Source organism: Plantactinospora sp. B24E8, from assembly GCF_039871735.1.
Classification (GTDB): Bacteria; Actinomycetota; Actinomycetes; order Mycobacteriales; family Micromonosporaceae; genus Plantactinospora.
In genome coordinates this window covers 570,143-587,614 of sequence record NZ_JBDPMH010000001.1, presented here as the reverse complement: position 1 = coordinate 587,614, position 17,472 = coordinate 570,143, and the positions used below count along the sequence as shown (strand labels likewise).

16 protein-coding genes and 1 riboswitch are annotated in these 17,472 nt (G+C 72.7%); of the genes, 8 read left to right on the top strand and 8 right to left on the bottom strand.

Features of this window, described 5'->3' with window-relative positions; all coding sequences use genetic code 11:
• The first annotated feature begins 65 nt into the window (after positions 1-65).
• Genes ABGB21_RS02770 through ABGB21_RS02755 form a run of 4 tightly spaced genes read left to right on the top strand, consistent with a single transcriptional unit; the run spans position 66 to position 2,779 of the window.
• Positions 66-776: a transporter gene (locus ABGB21_RS02770; RefSeq protein WP_347676219.1), complete on the top strand. Its 711-nt coding sequence runs from the start codon at positions 66-68 to the stop codon at positions 774-776.
• Complete coding sequence (locus ABGB21_RS02765) at positions 773-1,111, top strand: transcriptional regulator (protein ID WP_347658126.1); 339 nt, start codon at positions 773-775, stop codon at positions 1,109-1,111. Before ABGB21_RS02770 ends, ABGB21_RS02765 begins: the two co-directional genes overlap by 4 nt.
• Positions 1,108-2,031 (top strand): ABC transporter ATP-binding protein, encoded by a 924-nt coding sequence (locus ABGB21_RS02760; RefSeq protein ID WP_347676217.1) that lies wholly within the window; start codon positions 1,108-1,110, stop codon positions 2,029-2,031. The genes ABGB21_RS02765 and ABGB21_RS02760 overlap by 4 nt, the downstream gene beginning before the upstream one ends.
• Positions 2,032-2,041: 10 nt before the next feature.
• The gene (locus ABGB21_RS02755) at positions 2,042-2,779 is read left to right on the top strand and encodes an ABC transporter permease (RefSeq protein ID WP_347658123.1); all 738 of its coding nucleotides are present in this window, start codon (positions 2,042-2,044) and stop codon (positions 2,777-2,779) included.
• A 31-nt stretch (positions 2,780-2,810) separates the two neighbouring features.
• Here the strand turns inward: ABGB21_RS02755 and ABGB21_RS02750 are convergent, their stop codons facing one another.
• From ABGB21_RS02750 to ABGB21_RS02740, 3 genes are all read right to left on the bottom strand, one after another.
• On the bottom strand, positions 2,811-3,578 hold the full coding sequence (locus ABGB21_RS02750) for an ABC transporter ATP-binding protein (RefSeq protein WP_347658121.1): 768 nt from the start codon (positions 3,576-3,578) through the stop codon (positions 2,811-2,813).
• Between the two features lie 134 nt (positions 3,579-3,712).
• Complete coding sequence (locus ABGB21_RS02745; protein ID WP_347676376.1) at positions 3,713-4,747, bottom strand: iron ABC transporter permease; 1,035 nt, start codon at positions 4,745-4,747, stop codon at positions 3,713-3,715.
• Between the two features lie 134 nt (positions 4,748-4,881).
• Entirely contained in the window at positions 4,882-5,814 is a 933-nt protein-coding gene (locus tag ABGB21_RS02740) for an ABC transporter substrate-binding protein (protein WP_347676215.1), read from the bottom strand.
• Between the two features lie 114 nt (positions 5,815-5,928).
• Positions 5,929-6,018: riboswitch (cobalamin riboswitch) on the bottom strand.
• 194 nt (positions 6,019-6,212) lie between these two features.
• On the opposite strand from ABGB21_RS02740, the gene ABGB21_RS02735 reads away from it, so the two are divergent.
• Positions 6,213-7,250: a hypothetical protein gene (locus ABGB21_RS02735; protein WP_347676213.1), complete on the top strand. Its 1,038-nt coding sequence runs from the start codon at positions 6,213-6,215 to the stop codon at positions 7,248-7,250.
• Here the strand turns inward: ABGB21_RS02735 and ABGB21_RS02730 are convergent.
• Together ABGB21_RS02730 and ABGB21_RS02725 are read right to left on the bottom strand one after the other, a co-directional pair.
• Entirely contained in the window at positions 7,181-7,528 is a 348-nt protein-coding gene (locus ABGB21_RS02730; protein ID WP_347676211.1) for a hypothetical protein, read from the bottom strand. The two genes, ABGB21_RS02735 and ABGB21_RS02730, sit on opposite strands and share 70 nt — an antisense overlap.
• A 144-nt stretch (positions 7,529-7,672) precedes the next feature.
• Positions 7,673-9,592: a M14 family zinc carboxypeptidase gene (locus tag ABGB21_RS02725; protein ID WP_347676209.1), complete on the bottom strand. Its 1,920-nt coding sequence runs from the start codon at positions 9,590-9,592 to the stop codon at positions 7,673-7,675.
• A 209-nt stretch (positions 9,593-9,801) separates the two neighbouring features.
• Between ABGB21_RS02725 and ABGB21_RS02720 the strand changes: the two genes are divergently transcribed.
• Positions 9,802-11,193 carry a C39 family peptidase gene (locus tag ABGB21_RS02720; protein WP_347676207.1) on the top strand — a complete coding sequence of 464 codons (1,392 nt, stop codon included), beginning with the start codon at positions 9,802-9,804 and terminating at the stop codon, positions 11,191-11,193.
• 144 nt (positions 11,194-11,337) lie between these two features.
• Here the strand turns inward: ABGB21_RS02720 and ABGB21_RS02715 are convergent, their stop codons facing one another.
• The 3 genes from ABGB21_RS02715 to ABGB21_RS02705 form a co-directional block, all read right to left on the bottom strand.
• Entirely contained in the window at positions 11,338-11,646 is a 309-nt protein-coding gene (locus ABGB21_RS02715; protein WP_347658117.1) for a DUF4229 domain-containing protein, read from the bottom strand.
• A gap of 73 nt (positions 11,647-11,719) precedes the next feature.
• A complete protein-coding gene (locus ABGB21_RS02710; RefSeq protein WP_347658116.1) occupies positions 11,720-12,151 on the bottom strand; it encodes a hypothetical protein in 432 nt (143 codons plus the stop codon).
• A gap of 136 nt (positions 12,152-12,287) precedes the next feature.
• The gene (locus tag ABGB21_RS02705) at positions 12,288-13,244 is read right to left on the bottom strand and encodes an aminofutalosine synthase MqnE (protein WP_347676374.1); all 957 of its coding nucleotides are present in this window, start codon (positions 13,242-13,244) and stop codon (positions 12,288-12,290) included.
• Between the two features lie 262 nt (positions 13,245-13,506).
• On the opposite strand from ABGB21_RS02705, the gene ABGB21_RS02700 reads away from it, so the two are divergent.
• Together ABGB21_RS02700 and ABGB21_RS02695 are read left to right on the top strand one after the other, a co-directional pair.
• Entirely contained in the window at positions 13,507-15,048 is a 1,542-nt protein-coding gene (locus tag ABGB21_RS02700) for a C40 family peptidase (RefSeq protein ID WP_347676205.1), read from the top strand.
• A 108-nt stretch (positions 15,049-15,156) separates the two neighbouring features.
• Positions 15,157-17,223: a hypothetical protein gene (locus ABGB21_RS02695; protein WP_347676203.1), complete on the top strand. Its 2,067-nt coding sequence runs from the start codon at positions 15,157-15,159 to the stop codon at positions 17,221-17,223.
• The last annotated feature ends 249 nt before the right edge of the window (positions 17,224-17,472 follow it).

Here is a 17,472-nt window from a genome sequence, read left to right as displayed (position 1 = left end):
CCCTGTCCTGTCTCCGACCAAACTCGTTTACAGCATCGTGGACTTTGTATTGTAAACTCGTTTACGTGACCGAGAGCCCCGAGCGCGAGGTGGCCACCGACGACCACGGGGTAGCCCCCGACCACGACGAACGGCCCCCCGTCGACGCCGCCGCCGCGCTGCGCCTGATCGTCGAGCAACAGGCGGAGGCGGCCCGACGACTCAGACCGAACATGCTCTTCTACTACTGGCCCTGGGGCCTGGCCTGGCTGATCGGCTTCGGCCTCTTCTTCCTCCGGTTCGGCCCCGACAACCGGGTGTTCGTGGCCCTGCCCGGCTGGCTGCCGCTGGCCACCCTGCTGGCGCTGCTCGTCGTCGCGTCCCTCGTCTCCGGTCTCGGCAGCGCCCGGACGTACGGACAGGTGAGCGGCGACTCCAACCGGCGGGGTGCCTGGTACGGCCTGTCCTGGGGACTCGGCTTCGCCACCCTCACCGTGGTGCTGAGCCGGATCAGCCCACACCTGCCCGACGACCTCGGCACCCTGCTCTGGGCCGGCGCCACGGTCGGGCTCACCGGCGCCCTGCACATGGCGGGCGGCGCGGTCTGGCTCGACCGCAACCTGTTCACGCTCGGCGCCTGGATCAGCGTGATCAACATTGTCGGGATCGTCGCTGGACCGGGCTGGCACGCCCTGGTGATCGCGATCGGCGGTGGCGGCGGCATGCTGCTGGTCGGCGCCATCGTGGAACGGCGGCGGCCCCGCGCGACGACCCGCCCCGCGCCCGGTGCCCGATGACCGAGGCCCCGATCCCGGAACTCGATCCGGTGATCCACGCACAGGCCCGACTCCGGGTGACGGCCACCCTCGCCACCCTGCCCGTCGGCGACCGGATCACCTTCCCCCGGCTCCAGGAGATCCTCCGGATGACCGCCGGCAATCTCTCGGTACACCTACGCAAGCTCGAAGACGCCCGGTACGTCGAGATCGTCAAGACCCACCACGGGCGTACCCCGGCGACCCTCGTGGGGCTGACCCCACGCGGCCGGCTCGCCTTCGAGGAGTACACCGCCGCCGTCCGCGCCCTGCTCGAACCGCCCTCCGCAGCCCCCTCAGCCGAGGAGACGTCATGATCGTCGCCCGCGCCCTCCAGGCCACCCGCCGGTACGGCGAGGTGACCGCCCTCGACCAGGTCACCCTCGATCTGCACTCCGGTGAACTCGTCGGGCTGCTCGGCCCCAACGGTGCTGGCAAGAGCACCCTGCTGAGCCTGCTGGTCGGTCTGCGACGGGTCAGCGCCGGCCGGGTCGAACTGTTCGGCGGCGACCCCCGCGATCCGGCGTACCGCCGGCAGATCGGGATGACCCCACAGGAGACCGGGCTGCCGCCGACACTACGGGTCGGCGAGGTGGTCGACTTCGTCTCGGCGCACTACCCCGACCCGGTGCCCCGGGCCGAACTGCTCGGCCGGTTCGGCCTCGACGACCTGGTCCGCCGGCAGACCGGTGGCCTCTCCGGCGGGCAGAAGCGCCGGCTCGCCGTCGCACTGGCGTTTGTCGGCCGGCCCCGGCTCGTTTTCCTCGACGAGCCGACCACCGGCCTCGACGTGACCGCCCGCCGGGAGTTGTGGGACGGCATCCGCCACTTCCACGCCGAGGGCGGCACGGTCCTGCTCAGCAGCCACTACCTGGAGGAGATCGAGGCGCTCGCCCAGCGGGTGGTGGTGCTCGGCCGGGGCCGGGTGCTCGCCGACGACAGCGTCGCCGCGGTCCGCGACCTGGTCGGGCTCCGTCGGGTCAGCCTGGTCGTCCCGGAACTGCCGACCCTGCCCGGGGTACGGAACGTGACCCTGGTCGACGGGGTGACCCACCTGCTGACCAGCGACTCGGACCTCCTGGTCCGGGAACTGGTACGCAGCGGCGTCTCCTTCTCCGACCTGGAGATCCGGGCCACCTCGCTGGAAGACGCCTTCCTGGCCATCACCACCGAATCCGGCGAGACCGTCACCACGGAATCCGGGGACGTACCCGCCGGCCAGCCTGTCGAAGCCTGAGGAGATCCCGATGCGACTCGCCCTCGTCCACGCCAGGTTCCAGTTGCTGGAAACCATCCGGATTCCGATCGCCCTGGTCGGCAGCGCCTTCTTCCCGGCCGCGTCGATGCTCTTCTTCGTGGTGCCGTTCGCCGGTGACGACCCGGTCGCGGCGACGTACGCCACCGCGTCGATGGTGACCTTCGCGGTGATGAGCACAAACATCTTCCAGTACGGCATCGGGGTCGCCGAGGACCGGGCGCAGCCCTGGGACCCGTACCTGCGTACCCTGCCGGCCGGGGCGGCCCCGCGCTTCGCCGGCCGGATCCTCGCCGGCCTGCTGATGACCACCTTCTCGCTGCTCCCGGTGGTGGTCATCGCGGCGGTCGGGACCGAGGCCCGGATTAGCGGGCCGGCGTTCCTGGCCGCGCTCGGTACCACCGTCCTCGTCGCGGTGCCGTTCACCCTGATGGGACTCGCGATCGGCTACTCGCTGCCGAGCAAGGCGGCGATCGTGGTCGCCCAGGTGCTGTTCTTCCCGCTGGCCTTCGGCGGCGGACTGCTCTTCCCGCCCGGCAGCTCGCCCGGGTTCATCGAGGTGATCGCCCCCTACCTGCCGACCCGGGGTGCGGCGGAGTTGATGTGGACGGCGGTCGGCGACTTCCGGCCGAACCCGACCGCCCTGGTGATGCTCGGCGTCTGGATCGTGGCGCTGGCCGGGGTCGCCGGCTTGGCGTACCGCCGGGACGAGGGCCGCCGGTTCAGCTGACTCCGGTCGGCTGTGGGGAAGAAGCTCGTCCTCACCCCCGGGGTGGGCGGACCGGGACCACCAGCGGGCCGTGCTCGCCGTCGATCACGCGTACCCGGGCCTGGTAGTGCGTCGACAACAGTTCGCCGGTGAGCACCTCCCGGGGCGGTCCGGCGGCGACCACCGCGCCGCCGGCCATCAGCACCAGCCGGTCGGCGTACTCGCCGGCGACCGAGAGGTCGTGCATGGTGGCCAGCACGGTCAGACCGTCGTCGCGGCGGAGCTGGTCGATCAGCTCCAGCACCTCCTGCTGGTGCCCGATGTCGAGGGCGCTGGTCGGCTCGTCGAGCAGCAGCAGCGGGGCGCCCTGGGCCAGCGCCCGGGCCAGGAAGACCCGCTGCCGTTCCCCGCCGGAGAGCGTCGCCAGCGGCCGGCCGGCGAACCGGGCCAGCTCCAACCGGTCCAGTACGTCGTACACAACCGCCAGGTCGGCGGCCGACTCCCGCCCCAGCGGCGGGATGTACGGCGTGCGGCCGAGCAGCACGTAGTCGACGACCGCCATGCCGGCCGGTACGACCGGCGACTGGGCCACGGTCGCCACGATCCGGGCGCGCTCGCGGCGGGCGAGTCGGGGCAGTGGTGTACCGAGGAGGGAGATCGTGCCGGATCCGGGCGGCAGCAGCCCGCCGGCCGCGCGGAGCAGGGTGGACTTGCCGGCGCCGTTCGGGCCGATCACCGTGACCCATTCCCCGGTGCTGACCGACAGGTCGACCCCGGCCAGGACGGTGACCCCGCCGAGGGTGACCCGCAGGCCGGCCACCTCGACCGCGGGCGGCTGACCGGAAGCGGGCGGTTGATCGGAAGCGGGCGGTTGATCGGAAGCGGGCGGTTGATCGGAAGCGGGCGGTTGATCGGAAACGGGCGGCGAGCCGGAGCCGGTGGAGGGGGTGCCGGTCACAGTGGCACCCGCCGGGTGGTCCGCAACACCAGGGCGAAGAACGGGCCGCCGAGCAGCGCGGTGACCACCCCGATGGGAATCTCGGCCGGGGCGGCGACGGTCCGGGCGGCCAGGTCGGTGAGGGTGAGGAAGGCCGCGCCGAAGAGCACCGACAGCGGCAGGATCGCCCGGTAGCTCGCCCCGGCCAGCAGCCGTACGGTGTGCGGGACGATGATCCCGACAAAGCCGATCAACCCGGAGACCGAGACGGCGGCGGCGGTGCCGAGCGAGGCGGCGGCGACCAGTAGCAGCCGGGACCGCTGCGGGTGCAGGCCGAGGCTGCTCGCCTCGTCGTCGCCGACCGCGAGCACGTCGAGTTCCCGACGGTGCAGCAGCACGAGCACGGCGGTGACCACCGCGTACGGCAGTAGGACGAGGACGTCGTGCCAGCCGGCGGTGGCGAGCCGCCCCAGCATCCACGAGTAGACCTCCTGGATGCTCTCCGCGTTGCGTTGCAGCAGGTAGGTCTGCCCGGCGGAGAGGAACGCGGAGACCGCGACCCCGGCCAGAATCAGGGTGGCCGGTGACCGGTCCCGTCCCCCGGCGGCACCGAGCAGGTACGTCAGCAGTACCGCGCCGAGCGCCCCGACGAAGGCGGCCAGTGGCACGGTGACCGGGAGTCCGATGGTGATGTCGGCACCGGTGACACCCCGGGTCACGATGACGGCGGTGACCGCGAGGCCGGCGCCGGCGGCTACGCCGAGCAGGTGCGGGTCGGCCAGCGGGTTGCGGAAGACGCCCTGGTAGCAGCCGCCGGCCAGGGCCAGCATTCCGCCGACGAGCAGTCCGAGCACCACCCGGGGCAGCCGTAGCTCGGTGATGATGGCGATCTCCCGCTCGTTCAGCCCGCTGTTCAGGTGCACCCCGGGCACGAGGTTGAGCAGTTCGACCGCCACGCTGCCGGGTGGCAGGCTGACCGGCCCGAAGGCGATGCCGGCGACCGCCGCGACCGCGACGGCGAGGAATCCGACCACGAGCCAGCGTCGCCGCAGGCCCGCCGGCCGGGCGGGGCGGCGGCCGACGGCGGAGCGGCCGACGGTGGGCCGGCTCCGCTCGCGGGCGGCCGGCGCGGCGCCCTGGTCGGTGTCGACCAGGGCGCCGGGGGTCACCGGTTCGTCGGTACGGCTCAAGCCGGGACCTTGGCCACCGCGTCCACGATCGCCCGCAGCAGGTCGACGACCCGGGGCCCCCACCGGGAGGCGATGTCGTCGTCGAGGGCGACGATCTGGTTGTTCTTCACCGCGGTCACCCCGGCCCAGCCCTTGCGCGCCTTGACCGTGTCGGCGGACTGCTGGCAGCACTTGGTGTCGGCGAGGAAGACCAGGTCGGGGTTGGCCTGGATGATCGCCTCCTCGCTCAGCTGCGGGTAGCCGCCCTTGGCGCCGTCGGCGTCGGCCGGGTCGGCGATGTTCTCCAGCCCGACCAGGGTGAACAGCGATCCGACGAAGGTCTTGCTGGTCGCCGAGTAGTACTCCGGCCCGAGTTCGTAGAAGTAGGTCAGCTTCTTCGCCCGCTGCGGCAGGTCGGCGGTGAGCTTGGCGATGTCGTCCTTCATCCGCTGGACCACGTCGGCGGCCTCGTCCGGGTGCCCGGTCAGGGTGCCGAGGTCGGTGATCTGCCGGTAGGAGTCGTCGAGCGTCGTGGCGGCGGGCGCCAGGTAGAACGGGATCTTGAGCTGCCCGAGCTGGTCGGCGATCTTGTTGAGGTCGTTGGTCAGCACCACCAGGTCGGGCTGCTTGGCGGCGATCGCCTCGGCGTTCGGGGTGAACGCGGACAGCTCGCTCTTCGGCGCCTCGGCCGGATGGTTGGAGTTGTCGTCGACGGCGGTGACCTGCTGGCCCGCCCCGATCGCGAAGAGCATCTCGGTGGCGCTCGGCCCGAGCACCACGATCTTCTCCGGCCGCTTGTCGAGGGTGAGCGACCCGACGGTGACCGGGTAACTGGCGGTCGAACCACTCGCGCCGGTGGTCGGCTGCTCCGCCGTGCTGTCGGCGCAGCCGCCGAGCGCCAGCGCCGCCGTGGCCAGCAGCGCGGCGAGAATTCTGGGCGTACGTCTCATCGATCCTCCTGTCGGTCGAGGTGCTGGTGCTCCGCCGACAGGGGCTGATCCGATCCGCCCCGCCTGCGGGGCGCCCTTCCTCGAAGGCGCAATCCGCGACCGCGCCGCAGGCGACCTGGCTCATCCTCGTCGTCTCCGGGGCGCGTGAACGCCGAGGAGGTGTGAGGCATCACAGTTGCGGGACAGCGCCGGTTTCGCACCGGCTTCGCTGCGGGGTGGTCGGGGGAAACCGTAGCGCATCGACCCGGTCACTCCCCATCGGCCGTCCCGCCGCATCGTGGCGTCACCGCTGATCACAGCTGTCTCCGGCGCCCGGCGGCCCCGGCCGGCCGACGTCCCGGCCGGAACCCGCCGCAGGACGGACAGCGGCGACCGGGACGTTGGGTTACCGTCCTGCGATGCGGATCCACTGGCGGCATCTGGTTGGGGTCGGGGTGGCCCTCGGCGCGGTGGTCTTCTGGGCCATCGGGTTGGCGGTGCTCCAACACACGACAGAGCCGACCGGCGCCGACGTCTTCGCGGAAAACAACACCTACTGGGTACGCGACCTGCGGATGATGGCGCTGCTGGTGGTCGCACTCGGGCTGTTGCTGGCCCTCGACGGGGCGCGCGGCGCGGTCCGGCCGATCGTCGCACTCGGGCTGCTCTGGCTCGCCGCCGACCTGGCGCTGGACCGGGCCGACCTGGCCGGTGCGACGACGGCCACCGTGTTGGCGGTGGTCGGCTGCGCGCTGCCGCTGGCGGTGGTGCCGCTGCTCGGCCGTCGGCTGGCTCCCGACCGGCGACAGGCGGAACCACGCACCCTGCTCGTGATCTCCACGATCGCCGCCGTGACCGCCCCGCTCGCCGCCGGCATGCAGTCGCCGACCGACACCGAGCCGGCGCTGACGGCGGGTGCGCTGACGCTCGGCGTACTGCTGGTGGTCGCCGGCGTGGCGGCGGCCCGGGCGGCGGCACCCCCGACCGCGGTCGCCCGGCGCTGGCTCGGCGCCGGTCTGCTGACCGTGGCTGGTGTCGCCGGGGTGGTCCTCGTCCGGCTGGTCGGCATCGACGCGCAGCTTGTCCCGACGCTGGCGCTGATGACGGCGTTGCTCGTCGGAGGCTCGCTGCTGGCGTGGGACCGGCCGACCGGTGCCGCCGACCGGGTTCGTCGGATCGGGGTGCTGAGCGTCGCGGTGGTCGGTTGTCCGGTGCTGGTCATGTGCCTGGCGGTTCTGCTGATCTTCGTGGTGCCGGTCGGCGGGTGGCTCACCGCGCTCGCCGGCAGCCCGCCGGTCAACGCCGCCGACTCGGACACCCTGCACGCCCTGGTCGGGCTCCTCGCCGGCCTGGCGCTCAGCACACTGGTCAGGATCAGCAGCGGCGGTCAGCTGGTACGCAGTTTGCCGTCGAGCCGGGGGCGGGGAACTCCGTCGACCGCGACGCAGATGCCGTAGACCCTGGCCTGGCTGGTCCAGCCGTTGACCCGGCCCCGGTTGTTGCTGATCTGGACCCGTCCGGTCGCCACGTCGACCGCGGAGACCAGGTGCAGGTAGACCGTGCCGGCGACCTTGGCCAGGACGATGTCGCCGACCTCGACCCTGGCCGGGTCGACCGGCGCCACGGTCACCCGCTGCCGGCTGCGGATCAGCGGCACCATCGAGTTGCCGGTCGGTCGAAAGTCCAGTGTGGATCCGGCGGCGACCCGGCCGGCCATCGCGTCCAGGACGCCCATGGCGCCCATGGTGCCGCTCGGGTCCGCCGGACGCCACCGGATTGACTGCGGGCTGGTGCCTGGGAGTCACCGAGGTGACTCCCAGGCACCAGGGCCGACCGGCGGAACCGGCCGCGGCCGGCCGCCGGACCGCTCGTCAGCCGATCACGAACTGGTGACGGTCACGTTGTCGATCGCCGCCTCGACCAGGCTTGCCCCGGAGGCGTCGGCGGCCTGGACCAGCAGTTGGATCGACTGCCCGGCGTACGGGGAGAGGTTGGCGGTGGCGGTCGTCCAGGTGCCGTCCCGGTCCGACGCCGCCCCGTTCTGGTTGAGCAGCTGGGTCGTGCCGCCGCTGTGCACCACGCTGACCCGCAGGTAGTCCGCGCTCGACGAGTTCGAGCCGTGTGCGAGGTACCAGGCCAGGGAGAGCGTCAGCGTGCCGCCGGCCGGCAGGGTGATCGCCGGGGACCGGGCACTGGTCACCCCGCCATCGACGTCGTGGTCACCCGCCGCGGACCCGGCCAGCCGGCCGGTCACCAGGTCGTTGCTGCCGGCGTACGGGGCGAGCTGCTTGGCGCCGCTGGAGCTGGTCGGCTGGGCGGTACCCCGTTCGAAGACCCCGGCGGTGGCAGTGTCGGTCCCCGACGGGTTGACCGTCCAACCGGTCGCGGTCTCGAAGGTGTCCGACCAGACCGTGGTGCCCGGGTTGCCGCCGCCGCAGTACTGGGCCTGCTTGCCGATCGCCCGGTACGGGCAGTCGGCGTACTCGGCGAGCATCAGCACCGCCTCCCGGTTGCGGGAAGTCTGCGCCGGGATCACCTCATCCGGCGGGTAGAAACCGCCGCCGCCGGACGATCCCGGGTACATCTCGAAGGTGTACGCCCAGATGTTGTGCGTCGCCCACATCCAGTCGATGCTGTCGCCGTCGGTGATGTAGAGGTCCGACGACTGCTGCGGGGTGTAGCTGTTGGTGGCCGCCATCTGCTGGCCGATGGTCCGGAACGTCGCCTCCTGGTCGGCGTTCAGCCCCGGCCCGGTGTTCGCCGTCGTGTAGCCGTACGGCCAGAGCACCAGCTGCGAGTAGGTGTGGAAGTCGATGTTGGCCTTGATCTGCTGCACCCCGCCGACGACCCGGCTGTTGACGAAGTCGCGCAGTCGGGCGGTCTCCGGTGCGGAGAACGCCGACGGGCCCCGGTACGTCTCCGAGCCGGTCGAGCCGGAGGAGCCGCCGCAGCAGCCCCAGTTGTAGCTCCAGTTCCGGTTCAGGTCGGTGCCGACGTTCGACGAGCCGCTGTTCGGCTGCCGGTTCTTCCGCCACGACCGGTACGAGCCGGTGGCGATGTCGTACTCGCTGCCGTCCGGGTTGACGGTCGGCACGATCCAGATCTCCCGGGTGTTGACGATGTTCGTGATCCGGGAGTCCGACCCGTAGTTGTCGGTGAAGAGGTTCAGCAGGTAGATCGCCATCTCCACGGTCAGGTGCTCGCGGGCGTGCTGCTGGTGGTTGAACAGGATCTCCGGCTCGTCCTCGTCCACCGCGACGTTGTCGGAGATCTTGATGACCGGCAGGTCGCGCCCCTCGTACGAGGTCCCGATGCTGGACCGGCGAGCGATGCCCGGATGGTCCGCGACCACCTGGTTGAGCACCGTGTTGAGTTCGGCGTAGTTGTGGTACGCCGAGTCGGCCGCCGGGAAGTCGAGCAGCCCCACGTCGCCGTGACTGTGCGTCCGGTCCGGCGGCGCCGGTACGGCCTCCACCTCGAAGCCGAGCGCGGTGATCGCCTTCACCTCGGCCTCGGTGGCGGTCACGTGCAGCACCCCGTGCTCGACGTAGTCGATGGCGGTGCCGGTCCGGGCGACCGCGTCCCGGTCGGCCCAGGTACGCGGGCCGAGCACCCGGTACTCGGCGGAGGCGGCCGGTTCCCCGGCGGGGACGGCCAGTTCGGTCCGGGCGTCGGCGGCGACCGGCCCGGTCGTCGCGATCAGGGCGAGTACGACGGTGCCGGCGAGGGCCGCCGTCCGACGCCGCAGCGTCGTCACGGTGGTGCCACCGGGCAGGGGGGTCGGGGTGCGGAAGGGCATGCAAACCTCCTGGGGGTGTGGAGGGTCCCGCTGGATAGTCCACACTGCACCACCCGGCCCATGGTCATATCAATATCGATCTTCCTGATTTCCATCCCAGCCTCTCCCTCCCTCCGGCAAAGATTTTCTTTGTCGCAGACTCTGGCGAAAATTCTCGACGGGCGCGATAGTGGCCACAGGACCCGACCTTCGTCCCCCGCGGAGTTTCGATGGCCACACCCCCGAACCCGATCAGCCGACGCGCCTTCACCCTCGCCGGCCTCGGCAGCCTCGCCCTGCTCAGCACGGCGGCACCGGCCCAGGCCGGCAGCGCGCGACCCGACACCACCCGGCACGACACCCCCCGACCCGGCGGCCCACGGCCGATCGGGCACGACGAGCAGATCACCTTCCACGAGCGGTCCCGGCACCCCGACTGGCGGCGCGGCACCCACCACGGCACGGTCGCGGTCGCCGGTCACCGACCCGGCCTCACCATCAGCCGCCCGGCCGGCACCGTCGACTACCCCGACCCGCACACCGGCACCACCCGGACCTGGTCGTACGCCACCTGGACCTCGCCGGTCACCCCGGTCGGCTTCGACGCCAGCGAACTGGTCGCCTCGTGGAACGCCGAAACCCCGGCCGGCACCTGGATCCAGGTCGAGATGCAGGGCACCTACAACACCGGTGACCAGACCCCCTGGTACGTCCTGGGCCGCTGGGCCTCCGGCGACCAGGACATCCGCCGGACCAGCGTCAACCGGCAGGGCGACCCCTGGTCGACGATCTGGACCGACACGTTCTCGATCGACGACGTCGCGACCGGGGTGCTGCTGCGGGCGTACCAGCTGCGGCTGACCCTGTACCGCGACCCGCAGACCCGCCGCGCGCCGAAGGTCACCCTGCTCGGTGCGATGACCTCACTGGTCCCGGACCGGTTCACCGTCACGCCGAGCGCCGGCCGGATCGCCTGGGGCCGGGAACTCGCCGTCCCCACCTACTCGCAGAACATCCACGCCGGCCACTACCCGGAGTACGACGGCGGCGGGCAGGCCTGGTGCTCACCGACCTCGACCACGATGGTGCTGGAGTACTGGGGCCGGCGCCCGTCGGCCGAGGAGACCGCCTGGGTCGACCCCGACTACCCCGACCCGGCGGTCAACCACGCCGCCCGGATGACCTACGACTACGCGTACGAAGGCTGCGGGAACTGGCCGTTCAACACCGCGTACGCGGCCTCGTACGGGCTGGACGCGAAGGTGACCCGGCTGCACTCGCTGGACGAGGTCGAGCACTTCATCAACGCCGGGATCCCGGTGGTGACCAGCCAGTCGTTCCTGGCCGAGGAACTCGACGGCGCCAACTACGGCACCTCGGGGCACCTGTTCGTGGTGGTCGGCTTCACCCGCGACGGCGACGTGGTGGTCAACGACCCGGCGTCGGCCGGCAACGACGTGGTCCGCAACGTCTACCGGCGGGACCAGTTCGAGCAGATCTGGCTGCGGACCAAGCGGTACAACGCCAGCGGCGGCGTCTCCGGCGGGTCGGGCGGGATCGCGTACCTGATCAAGCCGCGGGAACGGCACTGGCCCCGGGTGCCCGGCTCGACCAACTGGTAGGTCCGGCCGGACCCCGATCCTCTGGGGAGGACGCCGACTCCGTACCCGGTCAACGACGCCCGGGTACGGGGCCGGTGCTCCGGTACGGAGTTCGCTCCGGTACGGGCCCGACCCGGCCCGGGCAGCGGCCACCGGCCGGGTGACTCAGCGCACGTCCTTCGGCTTCTCGGCCGACTGGTCCGTCGACCGGTCGGCTCCGCCGCCGGGCTGGTCCTCACCGGCCAGCGCGGCACGCAGCCGCTCCTTCTCACTGCGGCGCCGGTCCGACGCGCCGGCCAACTGCTGCGCCATCTGGTCACGCCAGCCACGGAGCAGGAAGAACGCCAGGGCGGCGGAGAACGCCACGGCCAGCATCAGCTTGAGGAAGATGTCCATCTCGACCGGCCAGAGCGCCAGGGCGACGACCAGGAACAGGCCGATCCGACCCAGCGTGTACTTCACCGCGGGACTCATGTCTGCCACTCCGATCAGCTCGTCCGCTCCACGTCAGCTCTTCGTCCGGTCAGCTCTTCGTCCGGTCGTCCGGTCAGTTCGTCCGGCCGGCGAGCCACCGGACGCCGACGAACCAGATCAGCCCGTACGCCATGGCGAAGACGGCGGCGGCCAGCCCGCCCGAGACCAGCGCCGGGGCCCCGGCGGCCAGCCCGGCCGCCAACAGCCCGGCGGTGATCCCGACGGCGGCGGCGACCAGCGCCGCCGCGACCCGGGCCGGACCGAACCGCCAGGCCCGGAACTCCTCGACGAAGACCCAGGCCGGCAGGATCACGGCCAGCCAGCCGCTCGCCTGGCCGGAGTGCCCCAGACCGATCAGCGCGAAGGTCCAGTCGAAGACCAGCAGGGCCAGTACCCCGATGACCACCCCGGCCAGCACCAGCCCGAGCAGGTCGGCGAGGACGACGATCCGCCCCTCGTCGTCGCGTCGGGGAAAGGACGGGGTTCGTTCGCGCTGCTCGCTCATGACCAGTCGAGCGTACGTGAGCCGGCGCGGAACGGCCCGCGCCGGGCCGACCGGTTCCGCCCGTGACCCCGACCCGGTGCCGTCCGTGGCCCGGCCTCGTGCCGTTGCTGGCCCCGGCCGGGAATGCGTCGAGGCGTCAGGCCCAGATCCGCTGCGGCTCGGCGCGCCGCTGCGCCAGCGGCACGGGTGCGTCGTGCTCCCGTACCACGGTGTACCGGGCGTCCCGTTCGACCGGTCGGAAGCCGGCGTCCCAGACGAGGTCCAGCAGCTCCTCCCGGTCCGGGGCCGCCGGTGCCGGGTGGTCGTCGTCGGTGTGCAGGAGCCGGTGCTCCGCGAGCGAGCCGGCCAACTCGTCCGCGCCGAAGTTCAGGGCCAGCTGGGCGGTCGACAACCCGTACGCCACCCAGGAGGCACGTACGTGCGGCACGTTGTCGAGCAACAGCCGGGCGACCGCGAAGGTCTTCAGCGACTCGGCCGGGGACGGGGCCGGCGTCGAACCGTCGTACGGGTGGCGCAGCGGCACGAAGGCCACGAAACCACTCGTCTCGTCCTGCAGTTCCCTGATCCGGAGCAGCTGGTCGATCCGCTGCCCAGGCTGCTCGGTGCGTCCGTGCCGCATTGTCGCGACCGTCCGCAGCCCTCTGCCGTGCGCCGCCCGGTGGATCCGGGACCAGTCCGTCCAGCCCGACGCCGGCTGCCCACCGTCCGGCTCCACGATCTCCAGGTCACCGCCGGCCAGGCTGTCCAGCCCGGCGTCGACGAGTTCGTCGAGGATCTCCTCGACGGACCGGCCGGCGGCGGTGGCGAAGCGCCGCACGTCTGTGGCCGTGACCACCACCGGTACACCCTCCGACTGGGCCGCCGGCAGCTCGCGCAGCAGTTCGGTGTAGCTCTCGGGGGCCGGCACCGGCTCCCCGGCGGTCAACTCGACCAGCACCCGGTCGGCGTGCCGGTCGGTCCGTCGCCGATGCGCCAACCCGCCCAGCCACACCAGGTCGTCACTCGCGTAGAGGGCCTCGCCGTCGGCCCGGGTCAGCCGCTCCCCGGCGTACACCTTCTCCGCCAGTTCGCGCCTGCGCCCGGTACCCTCCATCTCGCGCCCGCGCCCGGTACCTTCCACCACAACCACGTCTCCTCCAGCCGGTCCCCGACGAGCCTACGTGGCGGTGGAGGCGACCCTCGCCGGACGGCCGGTGGAGGCGACCGGGTTCACCAGCTTCTCAGCGTCTCGTTACCTACCCCGGATCGACATCGCGGACACATTCAGGTAAGACGAAGTGGGACGGATACACCACTCAAGGCAGTATGACGGCGGCACGGACACGTGCCGCGGCGTACGTCGGACGGGGAGCGGCATGGCGAACAGCAGGCGCGGACAGGCGGAGCGAACGGACAACACGGTGTCACCGGTCCTTCGTCCGCTGGTCTGGTCCGCCCTGGTCGGCGCGATCGTCGCGGGTGCGCTCGCCACTCCGGTCTGGGCTGACCCACCACCGTCGAACAGCGCACCCAGCAGCGTTCCCGACCCCGGCGTACGCCCGCAGCTCGGCGGTACTCCGGTGACCGGCGCGCCGACCGGCACACCGCCGCCGAACTTCCAGGTGCCGAGCGTCGACGGTCCGCTGGCGAGTCAGATCTACGCGCTCGAGGTCGAGGTCGCCCAGCTCGGTGAGGACCTGCTCGACCTGCAGCAGGCCCGCGACGACAGGGCCGCCCGGATGTCGACCGCCGAGGCCGCGCTGCGGATGGCCCAGGAGAACGTGACCCGGGCCCGGGCGACCGCGGAGAACGCCGCGGCCGAGGCGCTCAAGGACGCCGCCGGACTGCCGCCCGGCGCGTTCGGGTCCGACCTGCACGGGCTGGAGCTGCTCAAGCGGATCCAGCGCGGCGAGCAGCGCAGCCCGCGCGACGCCGGCCTGGTCGAAGCGGAGGTGCAGAACGCTCTTGCCGCCCAACGGCAGGCCGAGACGGCGCACCAGCAGGCGGTGGCGGAGAGCCGGCTGGCGGAGCAGAACTTCGCCACGGCGGAGCGGAAGTACAAGGAACGCACCAACGCGCTGCTCAAGCTGAAGCGGGACAACGCCGACAAGCTCGCCGCGATCGAGCGCGAACGGGAGGCCGCCGAGCAGCGTCTGGGTGCCTCGATCGGCCTGGACAGCGTCAACGGTCTGGTCGCCAACCCGAAGGCGATCCGGGCGATGAACTACGCCCTCGCCCAGCGGGGTGACCCGTACGTCTGGGCCGCCGAGGGCCCGAACCAGTTCGACTGTTCGGGGCTGATGTGGGCGGCGTACCGCAGCCAGGGCTACACGCTGCCCCGGGTGTCGCGGGACCAGTACAACGGCACCAAGGGCAAAACGGTGGCCCGGTCGGCGCTGCTCCCCGGCGACCTGATCTTCTTCGCCTCCGGCAGCAGCCCGTCGTCCATCTACCACGTCGGCATGTACATCGGTGGCGGCAAGATGGTGCACGCCCCGACGACCGGTGACGTGGTCAGGGTCGCCACCGTCCGCTGGTCGCGGTTCTTCGCCGCCACCCGGGTCTTCGACGCGGTGCCGGCTCCGAACAGCACGCCGACCACGCGTCCGCCGACAACCCCGCCGACGACGACGCCGCCCACGACCACGCCGCCGACCACACCCCCACCGACGACCACGCCGCCGACGACACCTCCGCCGACGACACCTCCGCCGACGACCACGCCGCTGCCGACGCTGACCCCGAGGCCGACCGGCGGGGAACCGACGAAGGAACCCACCAAGGAACCCACCGAAGAGCCGACCGAGGAACCGACCGGCCAGCCCACCGGCACGGACGACGAGCCGACCGGTGAACCCAGTGCCACCGGGTCGTCTCCGGCCGCCGCTACCACTGGCGCCAGCCCCACCGGAAGCTGACGGAGCCGGGCTCCGCCCGACTGTGCGCTCGTGCTGAGATATGGCACGGTGAGGGGGACGTACTTCCGGCCCGGCCTACCGGTCCGGGCGTGGGCGCGGGAGGCAACATTGGACGGATCACAGGCGAAGCCGAACGCCGGGGACGCACCATCGACCCCTGACGTTCCGGTCGGCTCCAGCTCGCCCGCCTCCGGCGACGCCGGCGACAGCGGTGAACTGTCACCGCTGCCGCCACCGCCGCCGGTGGGCACCGCACTGCCGGAGCCCGCCGACGAGGAGCTTCCCGAGGCGTACGAACCACCGCCGCCACCGCCCGCTGGTGCACTGTGGACGGAGGCACCCCGGGGCACGGCCGGATCGGCTGATCGGGCGGAACCCTCGGACGGGACCGAACCGGCCGAGTCGGCCGACGAGACCGAACCGGCCGACGAGACCGGACCGACTGGCGGGACCGAACCGGCCGACAGTGTCGACGAGCATGCCCAGCAGGACGGCAGTCCCCAGCCCGGCCGGCCGGCCACGGACCCGCCGGCTGAGTCGCCGGTCAACGCCGGCACCTCGGTCGTCCGGGGGCGTGCCGTGCCGCCGTCCACGGCCAGCCCCACCCCGGCCGACATCGCCGCCGTACCGGCTGCCCAGTCGATCGGCCGGACCTACCGGTCGAGGGAACTCGCCGATTCCGGCGCCGCGGCGAACGCGACACCGCCGTCCTCCGCCCCGGCCGACACCCCTGCCAACCAGGCCGACACCCCTGCCGCTCCGGCCGATGCCCCTGCCAACCAGGCCGACACCCCTGCCGCTCCGGCCACCCCGGCCACTGGGGGTCCGGTCAGCGTGACGCCCGGGACGCCGTCGCCGGCCCCGCCCGTCGGGGTGACGCCGGCCCCCGGGCCCGCGACTCCGGCGCCCCCGCTGCAGCGCCGCCGTCCACAGACACCGACGATCGACTCGCCGTGGTCCGCGTTCGCCAACGCCGTGAAGTCCCCGGCCGCCCCGGCCGGGGAACCGCCGGCCCCGTCGGTCGGGGCACCTGCCCCGGGACCGACCGCCACCGCCGCCACCTCCGACTCACCGGCCGGTGAGGCGGGCCAGCCGGTGACGTACACGGTGCCGCCGCAGCGGAGCGCGCCGCGTGGCGGCGGCTCGGGCACGACCCGGGCCAGCGCGTCGGTGCCGGGGCTGGCCCGGGTGCTGCCCGCCGAGGCCGCCGCCGTGGCGTCGGTACCGGCCCAGGCGAAGATCTATCGGGCCACCGAGCCCGACCCGGCCACGCCGCCGCCTCCGCATCAGCCTCCCGAGCCGGTACGGCCACCCGAGCCGGCACAGCCGCCGAATCCCACCTGGCCGGATCCGCCGGGCCCGAGCCCGTTCCCGGCCCCCACGCCGCCGACGCCGACCCCCGGCCCGGTACCGCCGGGGCCGGTACCCACGCCGTATCCGCCCACGCCGGAGCCCGGCCCGGTGCCGCCGTATCCGCCGTCGCCGTATCCGCCGTCGCCGTATCCGCCGCCGACCTCGGCCGGACCCGCCGGCGGGTCGGCGCTCGACGCCCGGCCGTCGAGCGCCGCGCCGGTGGTCGTTCCGGCGCCCGCCCTGCCCAGTTGGCCTCCGCCGACGAACCCGACCGCACCGGGCGGCTACCGGGCCACCACCACGCCCGGCTACTCGCTTCCGCCGGCCGGTCCCGGCCCGAACGTGCCACCCGTCGGCCCCGGCGTACAGGTTCCACCGGCCGACTCCGACCTGAACGGCGCGCCGGCCGACGCCGGTGCCGGCCCCAATATCCAGGCGGGTCCTCCGTACGTCGGATCGTCGGCACGGCCCGCCGCCGGACCTCCCGACGCACACGTCAACCCCGCCCGGGCCACCACATCCGCACCCCCGGCCCAGTACGGTGACGGCGCCCGGGGGCAGCAGCCGGGAGGCACCGTGTACGGCGGCGCGGCCGGCACGTCGACGGCGATGCGGGACCAGGTGGAGAACTCGGGCTCACTGACCGGCCACATCCTGGCCCAGGGCTGGGCGGACACGCCGACGCAGCAGAGCAACAACAACAAGAAGGTGGTGCTCGTACTGCTGGTCGGGCTCGCCTTCCTGGTCGCGGTCGGCCTGCTCGTGGTGCTCCTGGTCGGAGACTCCTTCAACAGTCTGTTCGGCGGCCTGTTGGGCGGCTGACCGGGGCGTCCAGCGGATCACCCGGGGCGCGCCCGGGGCCAGACCTGCGGCAGGGAGCACGGCCGGCCGGTGGCGTGCTCGCCGGGCCGCCCGACGACGACGCCCTCCGGGCCGGCCGGCGGCGGCGTGATCACCGAGGTGAGTCTGCCCACTGCCGAGCGCGGCGATGTGCCGCCGGCCGCTGTCCACCCCTACACTCGTAGAGTTGTTGACCTGGCGCGTGACGCGCCCATGGGCGATCTTGCGGGC